Source organism: Parabacteroides sp., assembly GCF_977054455.1.
In genome coordinates this window covers 52,324-66,852 of the sequence record NZ_CDRTCT010000012.1, presented here as the reverse complement: position 1 = coordinate 66,852, position 14,529 = coordinate 52,324, and the positions used below count along the sequence as shown (strand labels likewise).

12 protein-coding genes and 2 tRNA genes are annotated in these 14,529 nt (G+C 46.7%); 10 read left to right on the top strand and 4 right to left on the bottom strand.

Annotated elements, in window-relative coordinates:
* Positions 1–5 precede the first annotated feature (5 nt).
* The 5 genes from ACW6QF_RS07680 (at position 6) to ACW6QF_RS07660 (ending at position 8,042) form a co-directional block, all read left to right on the top strand.
* A complete protein-coding gene (locus ACW6QF_RS07680; RefSeq protein WP_456087371.1) occupies positions 6–2,165 on the top strand; it encodes a S46 family peptidase in 2,160 nt (719 codons plus the stop codon).
* 310 nt (positions 2,166–2,475) lie between these two features.
* On the top strand, positions 2,476–3,582 hold the full coding sequence (locus tag ACW6QF_RS07675; protein ID WP_456087370.1) for a redoxin domain-containing protein: 1,107 nt from the start codon (positions 2,476–2,478) through the stop codon (positions 3,580–3,582).
* Between the two features lie 85 nt (positions 3,583–3,667).
* A complete protein-coding gene (gene dnaG, locus ACW6QF_RS07670; protein ID WP_456087369.1) occupies positions 3,668–5,794 on the top strand; it encodes a DNA primase in 2,127 nt (708 codons plus the stop codon).
* A 5-nt stretch (positions 5,795–5,799) separates the two neighbouring features.
* Entirely contained in the window at positions 5,800–6,726 is a 927-nt protein-coding gene (locus ACW6QF_RS07665) for an ABC transporter ATP-binding protein (protein WP_456087368.1), read from the top strand.
* Positions 6,723–8,042, top strand: a complete 1,320-nt coding sequence (locus ACW6QF_RS07660) for an ABC transporter permease (RefSeq protein WP_456087367.1) — start codon at positions 6,723–6,725, stop codon at positions 8,040–8,042. The genes ACW6QF_RS07665 and ACW6QF_RS07660 overlap by 4 nt, the downstream gene beginning before the upstream one ends.
* 49 nt (positions 8,043–8,091) lie before the next feature.
* On the opposite strand, the gene ACW6QF_RS07655 is transcribed toward ACW6QF_RS07660, so the two are convergent.
* Together ACW6QF_RS07655 and ACW6QF_RS07650 are read right to left on the bottom strand one after the other, a co-directional pair.
* Positions 8,092–8,162 (bottom strand) — tRNA-Gln (locus tag ACW6QF_RS07655).
* Positions 8,163–8,197: 35 nt separating this feature from the next.
* Positions 8,198–8,268 (bottom strand) — tRNA-Gln (locus tag ACW6QF_RS07650).
* 217 nt (positions 8,269–8,485) lie between these two features.
* On the opposite strand from ACW6QF_RS07650, the gene rsfS reads away from it, so the two are divergent.
* The 3 genes from rsfS (at position 8,486) to ACW6QF_RS07635 (ending at position 11,822) form a co-directional block, all read left to right on the top strand.
* Positions 8,486–8,845 (top strand): ribosome silencing factor, encoded by a 360-nt coding sequence (gene rsfS / locus ACW6QF_RS07645; RefSeq protein WP_298548905.1) that lies wholly within the window; start codon positions 8,486–8,488, stop codon positions 8,843–8,845.
* A gap of 34 nt (positions 8,846–8,879) precedes the next feature.
* Positions 8,880–10,874, top strand: coding sequence for an ATP-dependent zinc metalloprotease FtsH (ftsH, locus tag ACW6QF_RS07640; protein ID WP_298548904.1), 1,995 nt, complete (start codon positions 8,880–8,882; stop codon positions 10,872–10,874).
* A gap of 114 nt (positions 10,875–10,988) precedes the next feature.
* Positions 10,989–11,822, top strand: a complete 834-nt coding sequence (locus ACW6QF_RS07635) for a phosphatidate cytidylyltransferase (RefSeq protein ID WP_456087366.1) — start codon at positions 10,989–10,991, stop codon at positions 11,820–11,822.
* Here the strand turns inward: ACW6QF_RS07635 and porT are convergent.
* On the bottom strand, positions 11,809–12,543 hold the full coding sequence (porT, locus tag ACW6QF_RS07630) for a type IX secretion/gliding motility protein PorT/SprT (protein WP_456087365.1): 735 nt from the start codon (positions 12,541–12,543) through the stop codon (positions 11,809–11,811). The genes ACW6QF_RS07635 and porT overlap by 14 nt on opposite strands.
* Before the next feature lie 153 nt (positions 12,544–12,696).
* On the opposite strand from porT, the gene ACW6QF_RS07625 reads away from it, so the two are divergent.
* Positions 12,697–12,867 carry a DUF362 domain-containing protein gene (locus tag ACW6QF_RS07625; protein WP_005640945.1) on the top strand — a complete coding sequence of 57 codons (171 nt, stop codon included), beginning with the start codon at positions 12,697–12,699 and terminating at the stop codon, positions 12,865–12,867.
* Between the two features lie 104 nt (positions 12,868–12,971).
* On the opposite strand, the gene ACW6QF_RS07620 is transcribed toward ACW6QF_RS07625, so the two are convergent.
* Entirely contained in the window at positions 12,972–13,334 is a 363-nt protein-coding gene (locus ACW6QF_RS07620) for a DUF3276 family protein (RefSeq protein ID WP_298548924.1), read from the bottom strand.
* A 224-nt stretch (positions 13,335–13,558) separates the two neighbouring features.
* On the opposite strand from ACW6QF_RS07620, the gene nusB reads away from it, so the two are divergent.
* A complete protein-coding gene (nusB, locus tag ACW6QF_RS07615; RefSeq protein ID WP_456087364.1) occupies positions 13,559–14,485 on the top strand; it encodes a transcription antitermination factor NusB in 927 nt (308 codons plus the stop codon).
* Positions 14,486–14,529 lie beyond the last annotated feature (44 nt).

Below are 14,529 nucleotides of genomic sequence, written 5' to 3'. Positions count from 1 at the left end.
AATCAATGAACAGACTCATCATCTCCCTCGCGGCAGCCATCCTGTCGCTACCGGCAGTAGCCGATGAAGGCATGTGGTTGCTGCCTTTGCTGAAAGGACAAAAATTCCCGGAAATGCAAGCACTGGGACTTAAATTGCAGGACTACGATATCTATAGCCCCGACTCGGCTTCCCTGAAAGATGCCGTCGTCATATTCGGAGGCGGTTGTACGGGCGAGATCGTTTCGCCGGAAGGATTGCTCCTGACCAACCATCATTGCGGCTACGGCTGCATCCAACGCCACAGCACGCTGGAACACGATTACCTGACAGACGGCTTCTGGGCCATGTCGCGCGAACAGGAACTTCCGAACCCCGGCATGACCGTCACGTTTATCGACAAAATCGAGGATGTGACCGACTATGTGAAAAAGGAACTGGAAAAAGACACCGATCCCAACAGCATGAACTTCCTCTCTCCCAAATTCCTGAACGGACTGGCCAAAGCGAAAGCCGGAGAAAAGTTCCTGCAGGACAATCCGGGCACGGAAGTCGAGATAAAGGCGTTCTACGGCGGCAACCAGTATTTCATGTTCACAAAGAAAATCTATTCCGACATCCGTCTGGTCGGGGCTCCTCCCTCATCGATCGGGAAGTTCGGCGCAGACACCGACAACTGGATGTGGCCGCGCCATACGGGCGACTTCTCCGTCTTCCGCGTCTATGCCGATGCGAACGGCAATCCCGCTCCCTACTCCGACAAAAATGTGCCGCTTCGCCCGAAACGCTGGTTCAAGATTTCATTGAAGGGCGTCCAGGAAAACGACTATGCCATGATGATGGGATTTCCCGGCCGTACCAATAAATACTATACTTCCTGGGAAGTGGCGGAACGCCGCGACATCGACAACACGGTCCGCATCCACATCCGCGACTTGCGTCAGAAAGTCATGTTGGACGAAATGTTGAAAGACCCCGCTGTCCGGATCCAGTATGCCAGCAAATATGCAGGCTCGACGAATGCCTACAAAAACGCGATCGGCAGCAACTGGGCCATCAAAAAGCGCAATTTCGAACAAGTGAAAAAGGAGGAACAGGACAAGCTGATCGCCTGGTCCAACAAAATGTGCGAACCGAACTATCCCGACGCCCTGATGGCGCTCGAACAGATCGTATCGGATCGCAAAGACCTGCGTTTCCGCAGTTGGATGTTAGATGAAGCCATCCTGCGAGGCATTGAATTCACAAGTGTGCCGACTCAAACGGATGCTGTCATAGAAGCCTTGAAAGGAAAAGATAAAAACGCGCGGCAGGAACAGCTCCGGTTGTTGGAACGGGCTTATCACGGATTCGCCAACAACAATTACTCGGCCGATGTAGACCGGAAAATCGCCAAAGTGATGCTGAAAGAATACCGCAGCCAGGTCGATCCGAAAGTGCAACCGGCCTATTTCGAACAGATCGACAAGAAGTTCAAGGGAGACACGGACCGGTTCGTCGACTATCTGTTCGAGGAATCCATCTTCGGCAGTGAAGATAACTTCAACAAATTCCTCTCCCGCCCGTCTGTCAAAGCGTTGGAAAACGACCCGATGATTCTTTTCGCCAAATCAGTCCGTACGGAGGAAGCCCATCTGAAGAATGCGTTAAAAGAGTTTGAGGATGGATATGCAATGGCTCACCGTAGTTATGTAAAAGGTTTGCTGGCCATGTACGGCGATCGTGCCAATTTCCCCGACGCCAACTTTACCCTTCGCCTCACCTACGGACAGGTAAAAGGGTACAGCCCGCGTGATTGCGACTACTATGGCCACCAGACAACCCTCGACGGCGTGATGGAAAAAGAAGATTCCACCAATTGGGAATTCGTAGTGCCCGCCCGCCTGAAAGAACTGTATGCCGCCAAAGATTTCGGACGTTACAAAGCTCCCGGCGGAAAAATGCCGGTTGCCTTCAGCGCGACCACCCATTCGACCGGAGGGAACTCCGGTAGCCCCGTGATGAACGCGAACGGCGAACTGATCGGCATCAATTTCGACCGCAACTGGGAAGGAGTCGGCGGTGACATCCAGTATCTCCCCGACTACCAGCGCAGCATCATCGTCGACATCCGTTACGTCCTTTTCATCATGGACAAATATGCCGGAGCGGGATATTTGCTGGATGAGATGGAGATTGAAGAGTAACTGATATATATGCCGATTGATCCGGCGGAGGGTACACGCAAGGCACGGCGCCATCGCCCCTATTACGGGTGACAGGCTTTCACCTGTCACCTATCACCATAAACAACTGATAATCAATAATAGCTTTTTCCCCACTGCTTTTTTATTTTTCCCGGATGCAAAAGAAACGGCTTGTTTTCACACGACTCGATCCGGAAAAACATAAAGCTATGCTTTACGAGGGCTAATGCTATGGGTTACGCCACCTAATGCATAGCTTTAGAGAGGCTGATGCGTTTTCGACCGCAACCGGGAATAACTTCAAACACACATGAAAAAGAGATTTCTTTCAACAATATTTTTAACGATATTGCATTTATTAAACTTGCAAGCAGAAACATTCAACAATAGTACATTTTCTATAATAGGTGCAATTTCAAATAAATTCAATGGGCAAGAAGTGACACTATCAGTTATTCATAGTGACTCTTTATTACTATTATCCGTCGACACGATACAAAACGCAACTTTTTCTTTCAAAGGCTGCAAGTATTTAGAACAAGTCGCAATAGTTCGATTGAATGACTCGGAACATAATTATTCAGCCGAAGTTTTTTTGGAGGCTGGGGACATTCAAGTTAGCTTGGACAGCATAAGCCATGTAAAAGGTACTTTTCTTAATGATTTATATGCAGCCTATCTATCCGAATATCAAAACCGCATAGCTACTGCCGAAAAAGAGTATAAAGCAAATATTGAAAACAAAGAAGATCCGCAAACAGAACGATTCGAATCACTTCAAAAAGAACTTTTTGCTTATATGTCTAAATTTCAGATAGAGAACATTAGCAATGCTGTAGGGAAATACCTTTACATAAAAGAAATCGGACGTTTTTGGGATCCGTCATTTTGGGAGAATTACGAGCAATTGCCTTTGGATATCAAATCTCATCCTAATGTCCAACGCTATTGTGCACGAAGACAAGAAATGGACCAAACGCAAAAAGCAATGGAGCAACAAATCGGACAAAAAATAAAAGACATACAGCTTCACACGATGGACAGCTGCAAAGTAGAATTGTCGGATTATCTAAACAACAGCTACCTATATGTGGATATATGGGCTTCCTGGTGCGGTCCTTGCATCCAAGAACTTCCTAAATTAAAGTTGATTCGCGAAAAATACAAGGATAAAGGATTGAAAATAATACTTATTTCCATTGATACAAAATTCAGTTCCTGGATGCATGCCATAAATGAACACGCATCAGGTTTTGACCATTTAATAGACTTGACCGGAGGAGAATCATTGAAACATACATTCAATTTTTCAATAATACCACATGGCGTACTATTGAACCATGAAGGAACCATCATTGCCAATAATCTATGGAATGTTTCATTAAAGAAAAAACTGATAGAACTATATGGAGAATAAAAGTAAAATAGCAAAACAGGCAGTCGTTGTATAAGTCAAAAATCATAAATCTTCTTACCTTTGCGGAGGAAAAGTAAGAAGATTTATGATCGATCAACCTACCATAGACCGGATATTGGATGCCGCAAACATTGTGGACGTTGTTTCCGAATTCGTTACCCTTCGGAAACGAGGCATAAACTATGTAGGGTTGTGTCCTTTCCATAGCGACAAGTCGCCCTCTTTCTATGTGTCGCCGGCAAAGAATATCTGTAAATGCTTTGCCTGCGGCGAAGGGGGTACGGCTGTTCACTTCATTATGAAGCATGAGCAGCTTTCTTATTATGATGCGCTTCGCTTCCTTGCCAAGAAATACAACATCGAAATACAGGAACGGGAACTGTCGGAACGCGAAAAGCAGGTGCGCAGCGACCGCGAAAGCATGCTGATCGTCAATAGCTGGGCGCAGAAATACTTCACGACCCAACTCTACGAACACCAGGAAGGCAAAGCCGCCGGCCTGCGCTACTTTGCCGAACGTGGTTTCCGGGAAGATACCATTCGCAAATTCCAGTTAGGCTACAGCCTCGACCAACGAGACGCCCTGTACAAAGCCGCAACAAAGAGCGGTTACAAAAAAGAATTTCTCGAAAAGACAGGTTTGGTGATCGCCTACGACAACGGCGGGGTAAACGACCGTTTTCGCGGGCGTGTCATTTTCCCGGTCCATACGCTCAGTGGAAAAGTCGTCGCTTTCGGAGGACGCGTCCTGAAGAAAGACGAAAAGACAGCCAAATATGTCAACTCGCCCGAAAGTGAGATTTACCATAAGAGTAACGAGCTTTACGGGATCTATTTCGCCAAACAGGCGATCGTAAAGGCTGACCGCTGCTTCTTGGTGGAAGGCTACACGGATGTGATTTCCATGCATCAGGCAGGGGTCGAGAACGTGGTCGCCTCGTCGGGTACGGCCCTCACGCAGGGACAGATCCGCCTGATACACCGCTTCACCAGTAACATCACGGTCTTGTATGACGGCGATGCAGCCGGTATCAAGGCGGCCTTGCGCGGTATCGACCTGCTGTTGGAAGACGGCATGAACGTGAAAGTGGTGCTCCTTCCGGACGGAGAAGACCCCGACTCCTTTGCCCGCAAGCACAACGCGAGCCAGTTTGCCGAGTTTATCCGGCAGAACGAGACCGATTTCATCCGTTTCAAAACGCGCCTGCTATTGGACGATGCAGGAACGGACCCGATCAAACGGTCGGCGCTGATCTCCGACATTATCCGGACGGTGGCCATCATCCCCGACAATATCGCCCGCTCCCTTTATATCCGGGAATGCAGTACGATGATGGAAATAGACGAGATGCTCCTGTTGAACGAAGTGAACAAAATCCGCCTCAACAAGGAAGAAAGGCAAACGAACACTCCGTCCTCCCCCATTCCGGCTGCCCCCGTCAATATCCCCGAATACCCGGATATTCCCGGTTACCAGCCCTACCCGGAAGAGACGCTGGCGGAACAACCGCAGGAAAGTCCCCTGCCTCCTGACAATACGATTCCGCCCCCCCCACCGGAAGAATACAGTCCCGATGACGGAGGAGGCAGCATGCCGCCGCCAGCGCCTTTCACGCCGCCGGCAAACATTCCGGTAGGGCCGAAGCGTTCGCCTTACGAAGCATACGAAGTCGCCCTGCTGCGCTACATCGTGCGTTATGGCGAACGTATCCTGTTCCAATATACGGACGAAGAGACGAACGAGGATGTCGTGATCCGCGTTTCCGAATATATCCGTTCCGAGCTGGAACGCGACGACCTGACCTTTTATACTCCGCTCTTCAAGAGTATGATGGATGAAGCGGCCGATCGCTGCCGGTCCGAAGGGTTCATCGCGAACCGGTATTTCCTCGCCCATCCCGACCCGAACGTGAGCCGCCTTGCCGCCAACCTGATCAGCGAAAAATATCAGCTCAGCAAGTATCACACCAAATATCGGGAACTGGAACAGGAAGAAGACAAACTCGACCAACTGGTAATCCGGGAACTGTATGCTTTCAAAGACGCCTATATCCTCTCGCAAATCAAAGAGATACAGGCACAGATCAAAAGCATGCAAAACAACGGAGACATGGAACAGGTTTTCGAGCTGATGAAAAAGCTCACGCGCCTGAACGAAATAAAGAATGTATTAAGTAAAGAATTGGGAGAAAGAATCATATTAAAAATGTAATGCCTATGAACTTTTTAGAAACGGAAGACGTGGTAAAGCAATACGCCAACCACCTCGCCCTCAACAAGGTCAGCATCCAGGTTCCCGAAGGGAAAGTCTTCGGGTTATTAGGGCCGAACGGAGCCGGCAAGACCACACTGATCCGTATCATCAACCGCATCACGGCCCCCGACAGCGGCCTTGTCCGTTTTAACGGACGCGAGTTCCAGCCGGAAGATATCTACCAGATCGGTTACCTGCCGGAAGAACGCGGACTGTATAAAAAAATGAAAGTCGGCGAACAAGCCATCTACCTGGCGCAGCTCAAAGGACTCTCCTACCAGGAAGCCCGCACACGGTTGATGCGCTGGTTCGAAAAATTCGATATCATGCCCTGGTGGAACAAGAAACTCGAAGAGTTGTCCAAAGGAATGCAGCAGAAAGTACAGTTCATCATCACCATCATCCACGAACCGAAGCTGCTGATCTTCGACGAACCGTTCAGCGGATTCGACCCCGTAAATGCCGAATTGCTGAAAAAAGAAATCCTCGAACTGAAAGATGCCGGACACACGATTATCTTTTCCACGCACAACATGTCGTCCGTTGAAGAAATTTGTGACAATATCGCTTTGATCAACCGTTCGCAAGTTGTGCTCTCCGGCAATGTGACAGAAGTGAAAAGTCGTTTCCGGACAAACAATTTCACCATCCGTTTCCATACCGAATCAGGGAAGTTGCAGCCTATCCCGGAAATGTTCAGCCTGCTGACGGAGAAAGACCTGGCCGGAACAAGCGAAGTGCGCATCCATAAAGAGCCGGGGATTACCAACTCCGCACTTCTTTCCGCATTGGCGGGACAGACTGAGATCATCTCCTTCACGGAAGAGATCCCTTCGATGAACGACATATTTATTAACACCGTCTCCGGTACAAATACCACGCAAGCATGAATAAGATAGGACTTATAATAAAAAGAGAATACCTCCGCCGTGTCAGCAAAAAATCGTTTCTGTTGCTGACATTCCTGACGCCGTTCCTGTTTGCCGCCCTCGTGTTCGTCCCGCTTTGGTTATCCACTATCAAAGGAGATGATGCCAAGCAGGTGGCAATCATCGATACGACAGGCAAATACGCCCCGCTGTTCAAAGATACGGAAGAATACACTTTCATCACCGAAAAAGGTTCCAGCCTGGAAGAATATCGTAAAAATCCGGATAAGGAAATATTCGCTTTCCTGAATATCACAGACGATTTGCTGCAAAATCCGACCGCCGCAACGCTCTATTCGCAGAAACAGATTCCGATGGGATTGAAAAACACGATCGACAAAACGCTGTCCGAATACCTGAAAGACGAGAAACTCGCCTCTTACAATATCGACAACCTGAAACAGATCATCGAGGACAGTAAGATCGATTTCAACATCAAGACCATCAAATGGGACGAAGACGGAAGCGAGAAAAGCACTTCGGCCGAAGTCGCCTCTATCTTGGGTATGATATTGACATTCATCATCTATATGTTTATTATCATGTACGGAGCGATGGTTATGCAGGGAGTGATGGAAGAAAAGACGAACCGCATCATCGAAGTGATGATTTCGTCCGTCAAGCCGTTTGACCTGATGATGGGAAAAATCATCGGCATCGGTTTCGTCGGCCTGACACAGGTATTCCTGTGGGGAATCCTGACAACCGTTTTGGTATCGGGAAGCCTTTTCTTTTTCGGTGGCAGCACGTCGCCTGAAGACATGATGACAGCACAGATGGCGGCACAAGGTGTGGGCGATGTGGCTGCCGGTTCATCCAATATCAGCATCCAGGTGCAGGAAATCATCAATTCGATCAACTTCGGGATGATCGGCATCTGCTTCGTTCTTTATTTTATCGGAGGTTATTTGCTGTATGCAGCTCTATTCGCCGCTATCGGAAGTGCCCTGGAACAGCAGGAAGACACCCAGCAGTTCATGACTCCGATCATGCTTTTGATGGCGTTCAGCTTGTATGCCGGAATCTACAGCATGAATAATCCCGACGGCCCGCTGGCCTTCTGGTGTTCGATGATTCCGTTTACCTCCCCTATCGTGATGATGGTCCGCTTGCCGTTCGACATTCCGGTATGGGAATTGGCGCTTTCGTTTGCCTTGCTGTTTGCCACATCCATACTTATCGTCTGGTTCTCGGCCAAAATCTACCGTGTAGGTATCCTGATGTACGGTAAGAAACCGAGCATCAAGGAGATGATTAAATGGGTAAAATATAAATAACCGGATATAAAAAAGGTTCGTCACTCAAAAGAATGACGAACCTTTTTTGTTGTTCAACCAGGACTCGAACCTGGACTAACAGGACCAGAATCTGTTGTGCTGCCATTACACCATTGAACAATGTGTTTCTGACTAAAGGAATTATTTATTTTTTGTTGTTCAACCAAGACTCGAACTTGGACTAACAGGACCAGAATCTGTTGTGCTGCCATTACACCATTGAACAATTTCAAACAACTAACTCCCTTGTTTGCGAGTGCAAAAGTACATACTTTTTCAAAACAAACAAACGATACGGTAATTTTTTTTCATTAATAAACTTTTTTCTTTTCCTGCTTGTTTTGATTTTGCAAGTATATACATATATTAATAGGAGGAAATCACCCACATAATAAATATAAGAAGTATATTTGCGACTTCGAATATTACTCAATAAAAAATAGATGGATCAAACAGAAGCATTAGTTAAAACGATTGTAGAAGGCCTACAGGAAAAAAAAGGTAAAAACATTGTAACCGTAGACTTAACCCAATTATCCGGCTCGATCTGCCAATATATGATAATCTGCGAAGGAAGCACTCCTACCCAGGTTTCCGCATTGTCTGATTCGGCTTGGGATTTTGCTCATCGCCGGGCAGGTGAAAAACCGCTTTCGATAGATGGAGCACAGCGTGCCGAATGGATAGGGATGGACTATGGCACGGTTCTTGTACACATATTTTTACCGGAACTTCGCGAGTTTTACAATCTGGAAAATCTTTGGTCGGATGCCAAAGTGACTCAGATTGCCGATCTCGACTGATGACCGATCTTACATAGTATAGAGATAATCATATATGGAAAATAAAAACGACATGTTCAACAAAGCACCGAAGAATAATAAGCAAAAGATGTTCAAGTTTAATCTTTATTGGATGTACGGGCTCATCTTTATCATGCTTTTTGCTTTGTATCTGACAAACGACTCTTCGGCATCTAAAGAATTAGGCTGGACCGAGTTCCAGAAATTAGCTCAGGAAAACGTATTCGACCGGATGGTCGTCTACAACAAAAAGAATCTGGTTGAAGCAACCGTAAAAGATGGACGGAAAGGTCTGGTGTTCAGGAAAGACAGTGTGGCATTGGGCACAAACCCGAAAGTGTATGTCAAAATACCGTCGGCCGATAAATTCTCGGACTTCTATGACAAAGCCGTTGCCGATAATCATATCACTACGCAGGTCAGTTTTGAAGAAGGCGATGATGCGATCTGGAATTTCCTTGTTTCGTTCGGTCCGATCCTGTTGATCATCGTCGTGTGGATCTTCCTGATGCGGCGCATGTCAGGCGGCACAAGCGGCGGTCCCGGCGGAGTATTCAGTGTGGGAAAGGCAAAAGCACAGCTTTTCGATAAAGACAACGACCGGAAAGTGACATTCAAGGATGTCGCCGGCCTTGCAGAAGCAAAACAGGAGGTGGAAGAGATCGTTTCCTTCTTGAAAAGTCCCGAAAAATATACGGAATTAGGAGGTAAAATACCTAAAGGCGCCTTACTCGTAGGCCCTCCCGGAACCGGTAAGACTTTATTGGCCAAGGCTGTAGCCGGAGAAGCCGACGTTCCGTTCTTCTCCCTGTCCGGTTCGGACTTCGTTGAAATGTTCGTCGGCGTAGGTGCTTCCCGCGTACGTGACCTGTTCCGCCAGGCAAAAGAGAAAGCTCCTTGTATCGTATTCATCGACGAGATCGATGCCGTCGGCCGTGCCCGTGGCAAAAATGTAAACATGAACAGCAACGATGAACGTGAAAACACGTTGAACCAGTTGCTTACGGAAATGGACGGTTTCGGCTCCAACAGCGGTGTTATCATCCTGGCCGCCACGAACCGTGCCGACATCCTGGATAAGGCGTTGCTTCGTGCCGGACGTTTCGACCGTCAGATTCACGTGGAACTGCCCGACCTGAACGAGCGTAAGGAGATATTCGGAGTCCATCTGCGTCCGATCAAAATCGACGAAAGCGTCGATGCCGAATTCCTGGCACGCCAGACTCCCGGTTTCTCCGGTGCCGATATTGCCAATGTCTGCAACGAAGCCGCTTTGATTGCCGCCCGCAGCGGTAAAAAGTTTGTCCAGAAAGAAGACTTCATGAATGCGGTCGACCGTATCGTCGGAGGTCTGGAGAAACGCACTAAAATAACGACTGCGGATGAGCGCCAATGCATAGCCAACCATGAGGCGGGCCATGCCACCTTGAGCTGGCTGCTGGAACATGCCAATCCGTTGGTTAAAGTCACGATCGTTCCGCGAGGCAAGGCATTAGGCGCCGCCTGGTATCTGCCGGAAGAACGTCAGATTACCACCCGCGAACAATTGCTGGACGAAATGTGCGCTACCCTCGGCGGCCGTGCTGCCGAAGAACTTTTCTTGGGAAAAATCTCTACCGGAGCATCCAATGACCTCGAACGGGTGACCAAACAGGCTTACGCGATGGTCGTCTATTTCGGTATGAGCGACCGTCTGCCGAACTTGAACTACTACGATTCAAGCGGACAGGACTGGGGCTTCACCAAACCGTACAGCGAAGAAACAGCCCGGATGATCGACCAGGAAGTACAGGCCATTATCAACGAACAATACGAACGGGCCAAAAGCATCCTGAAAGAATACGCGTCGGGCCACAACATGCTGGCCCAGGTATTGCTGGAACGGGAAGTAATCTATACGGAAGATGTCGAACATATCTTCGGTAAGCGTGCTTGGGTTTCCCGTTCGGAAGAGATCCTGGAATTGCAAGAAAAAGCAAACGGTAAAAAAGCCGAAGAAGCGAATGTTGCCGAAGCCGACAAGCAGTAACATGACGCGAACAAATACTAATTCCATGCCCACGAAATTTGAAACAGATGGGCATGGAATTTATTTTTTACGTATATTTGTACCTGAATAAATCAATAAAAAAACACTATCATCTTGAAAAATTTGATTATACGGGCGTTAACCGGCATTATATTCGTCGTGGTACTGGTCAGTGCCATTTGTATCCATCCGATTTTTTTCCTCATTCTTTTTTGTATCATAACGGGATTGACCCTTTGGGAATTCGGTGGTCTGGTCAAGCATTACGAAAATGCGAATCTGCAACGGGCCGTGAATGTGCTCGGAGGAGTATATCTGTTTATCGCCACCTTCGTTTATGCAAACGGGTTGACGGACGGAAAGATCTTCCTCCCCTATCTGCTATTTATCATGTTGACAATGATAGCCGAACTCTACTATAAGGCTCCGAATCCGATCAACAACTGGGCATTTACGCTCTTTGCCCAGGTTTATTGTGCCGGCTCCTTCTCCATGCTGAACTTCATCGGTGCAGAGCCGGGAACACCCGGTGTCATGAGCTACACGCCGCTCTTCATCATGGCGATCTTTATTTTTGTCTGGTTGGACGATACCGGAGCCTATCTGGTCGGCTCCCTGATCGGAAAAAGGAAATTATTTGAACGGATTTCTCCCAAGAAATCATGGGAAGGTTTTTTGGGCGGATTGATCCTCGTTTTGGCTTCCTCGCAGGCATTCGCCTGGTTCGCCCCGGAAATAAGCCGGCTTAATTGGTTGGGGCTGGCAGCTACGGTCGTCCTGTTCGGTACCTGGGGAGACTTGATCGAATCCCTGCTGAAACGTACGCTCGGAGTAAAAGACTCCGGCAATGTATTGCCGGGCCACGGAGGAATGCTGGACCGCTTCGACAGCGTTATGCTGGCTGTTCCCGCCAGCTACATCTATATCGAATTATTCATTCGAAATTAAAGGTGAGCGTCACCATCCGGGAAGTCGCTTTGGACAGGGAGTTCGGATATTTGATCAAATCCTGGTCTGTCAGGTCGCCCCGGTCTTTCTCCAGCAAGTCTACCAGACCGAAACTGAACTTAAGTTCCGGACATAATTTGAAAAACGGAAGATAAATATCACATCCGATACCGAACTCGACACCGAAATCCGTTCCTTTCAACAGGATCGGATTTCCTTTTTTACGCCCCAGGTCGAAAGCGCCGTAAATACCTCCGATCAGATAAGGACGATAGTTATTCACGCGAAAAGCGCTATACTTCACATCGAGCGGAAACGTCAGGTAGTTGGAACGGACGGAAGTGGAATACATGCTTACCACCGGATTTTCATCTGTTCCCTCCACCCCTTCCATTTCAGGACGACGGAACACAAATTTCTTGTCACCGAAGTGGATCGTCGGCGTAAAACGCAGGTTGAAATATGGATTCAGGTACATATCCCCGATAACCCCGACACTAAAACCCGGCGAATAGCTCGGAATCTCGGCATACCAGGTTTCACCGTTTGTCGCCACACCGGTATTAGTCAATATCAAATCCTGCGCATGCAAACCTACATGAAACCCCAGATGGAACCATTTCAAATCCGCATAGGGCTGATTCTTCACCTTTTCTTTCTGCGCCATTACAGCAGTTAAAGACAGAAAGAACACACATATGATAAATAGTAGACGTCTCAATTCTTTTCGTAATTTTGAATTTATAACGGGAAAGAGCCCGACTTATTGCAAAAGAGCATTTATTTGTAAAAAAAACGAGGAGTTCTTTTTTTAATTCAAAGAAAGCTCTATTTTTGCACGAACTAATAGTTATCAATTTAAACGTTTAAAAAAATGGCTTACGTAATTAGTGACGATTGTATCGCTTGCGGTACTTGTATTGACGAATGTCCGGTAGGAGCAATTTCAGAAGGCGACAAATACAGCATCGACCCTGAAATGTGTACAGATTGTGGAACTTGCGCAGATGCTTGTCCTACTGAAGCAATTCATCCGGCAGAATAAACCGCAACATCAATAGGTTTCCTTCAACAGGACCTATAAAGATAAGGGGCTGTTTCCTTTCGGAACAGCCCCTTATTATTTCCTCATTCTTTGCGCCGGCTCCGTCAAAATTCGATATTCAGTTTGATCTCATCCGAGTCGTCTTCCTGCCGATCTTCATCCGACGCCGTCTCCGCCGGCCTTTCACCGGCTCTACATTGCTTAATGTAACTGATTACATCATTCATTCCATCCATGAACTTGTCAAAGTCCTCTTTGTACAGGAAAATCTTATGTTTTTCAAAAGAGACCTGCGTACCATTCTTCGGCTGCACCTTTTTACTTTCCGTCACAGCCAGAAACAAATCGTCCTTCAGATTCTTCTTTACATCCAGATAATAAATTCTTTTTCCTGCTTTAATGGTTTTAGAGTATAAAATCTCTTTGTCACCACCTTCAACCTGCATTTTCTTCACCGAGTCTTCCATTATAGCAAACTTTCGTTAAACACCCACCCTTTTATCATAACTTGCTTCAAATATGTGCATTTTTTTTTAAACAACAACTATTTTAACGCATGAAAATGCATATAAAGAATCGGAATATTATGAAATAATAAATAACGCACATAAAATTAAGCGAAGCGGCGAACTTTTATCAAAAGAATGACTAACTTTGCAGCCAAATTTATAACAAGTAGTTCCTTCAAACGATGATCAACAGAATTTTAATCCGCATTAAAGTTTTACAGATAGTATATTCTTACTATCAAAACGGCAACAACGACCTCAAAGTAGCGGAAAACGAATTGCTTTTCAGTCTTAGAAAGTCTTATGACTTATATCATTATTTTCTTCTCCTAATTGTCGACGTCACAAACTTGCAAAGACGCATCCTGGATGCCCGTAAGAACAAGTATATGCCGACAGAAGCCGAATTGAATCCAAACACTCGCCTGATAAACAATCGTTTTGCTGCACAAATAGCAGAGAACGAAGTGCTTCGGAAATATGTAACCGAGCAAGGCCTTTCATGGGATAACGATGAAGATTTCATCAAGATGGTACTCGACCTGATCTTATCGTCCGAACAGTACGCCGAATATCTGAAGAACGAAAACGATTCATACGAAACGGACAAGGAATTCTGGCGCACCGTATTCAAAAAACTGATATGCGGCAACGAAGCGATCGACGACTACCTGCAAGACAAAAGCATTTACTGGAACGACGACATCTCCATCATCGAAACATTTACGCTGAAAACGATCAAACAATTCGAAGAAGCAGCCGGAAGCAAACAAAAATTGTTGCCGATGTTTAAAGATCTCGAAGACCAGTCTTTCGCCATCAAATTATTCCGCCAATCCTTGATGAAAGGAAGCGAATTCCGTGAACGTATCAACAAGCACATGAAGAACTGGGAGACCGAACGCATAGCCAATATGGACCTCATTATCATGCAGGTTGCGCTGGCTGAAATCATGACGTTCCCGACAATTCCCATCAACGTGACGCTGAACGAATATATCGACACGGCCAAGTACTACAGTACTCCGAAAAGCGGAACGTTCATCAACGGTATTTTAGATTCTGTAGTCAGCGAGTTAAAAAAAGAAAAGTTATTGCTCAAAGATTAATTATTATCCTTACATTTGTGTCAGTATCGAATTGATATTAACTT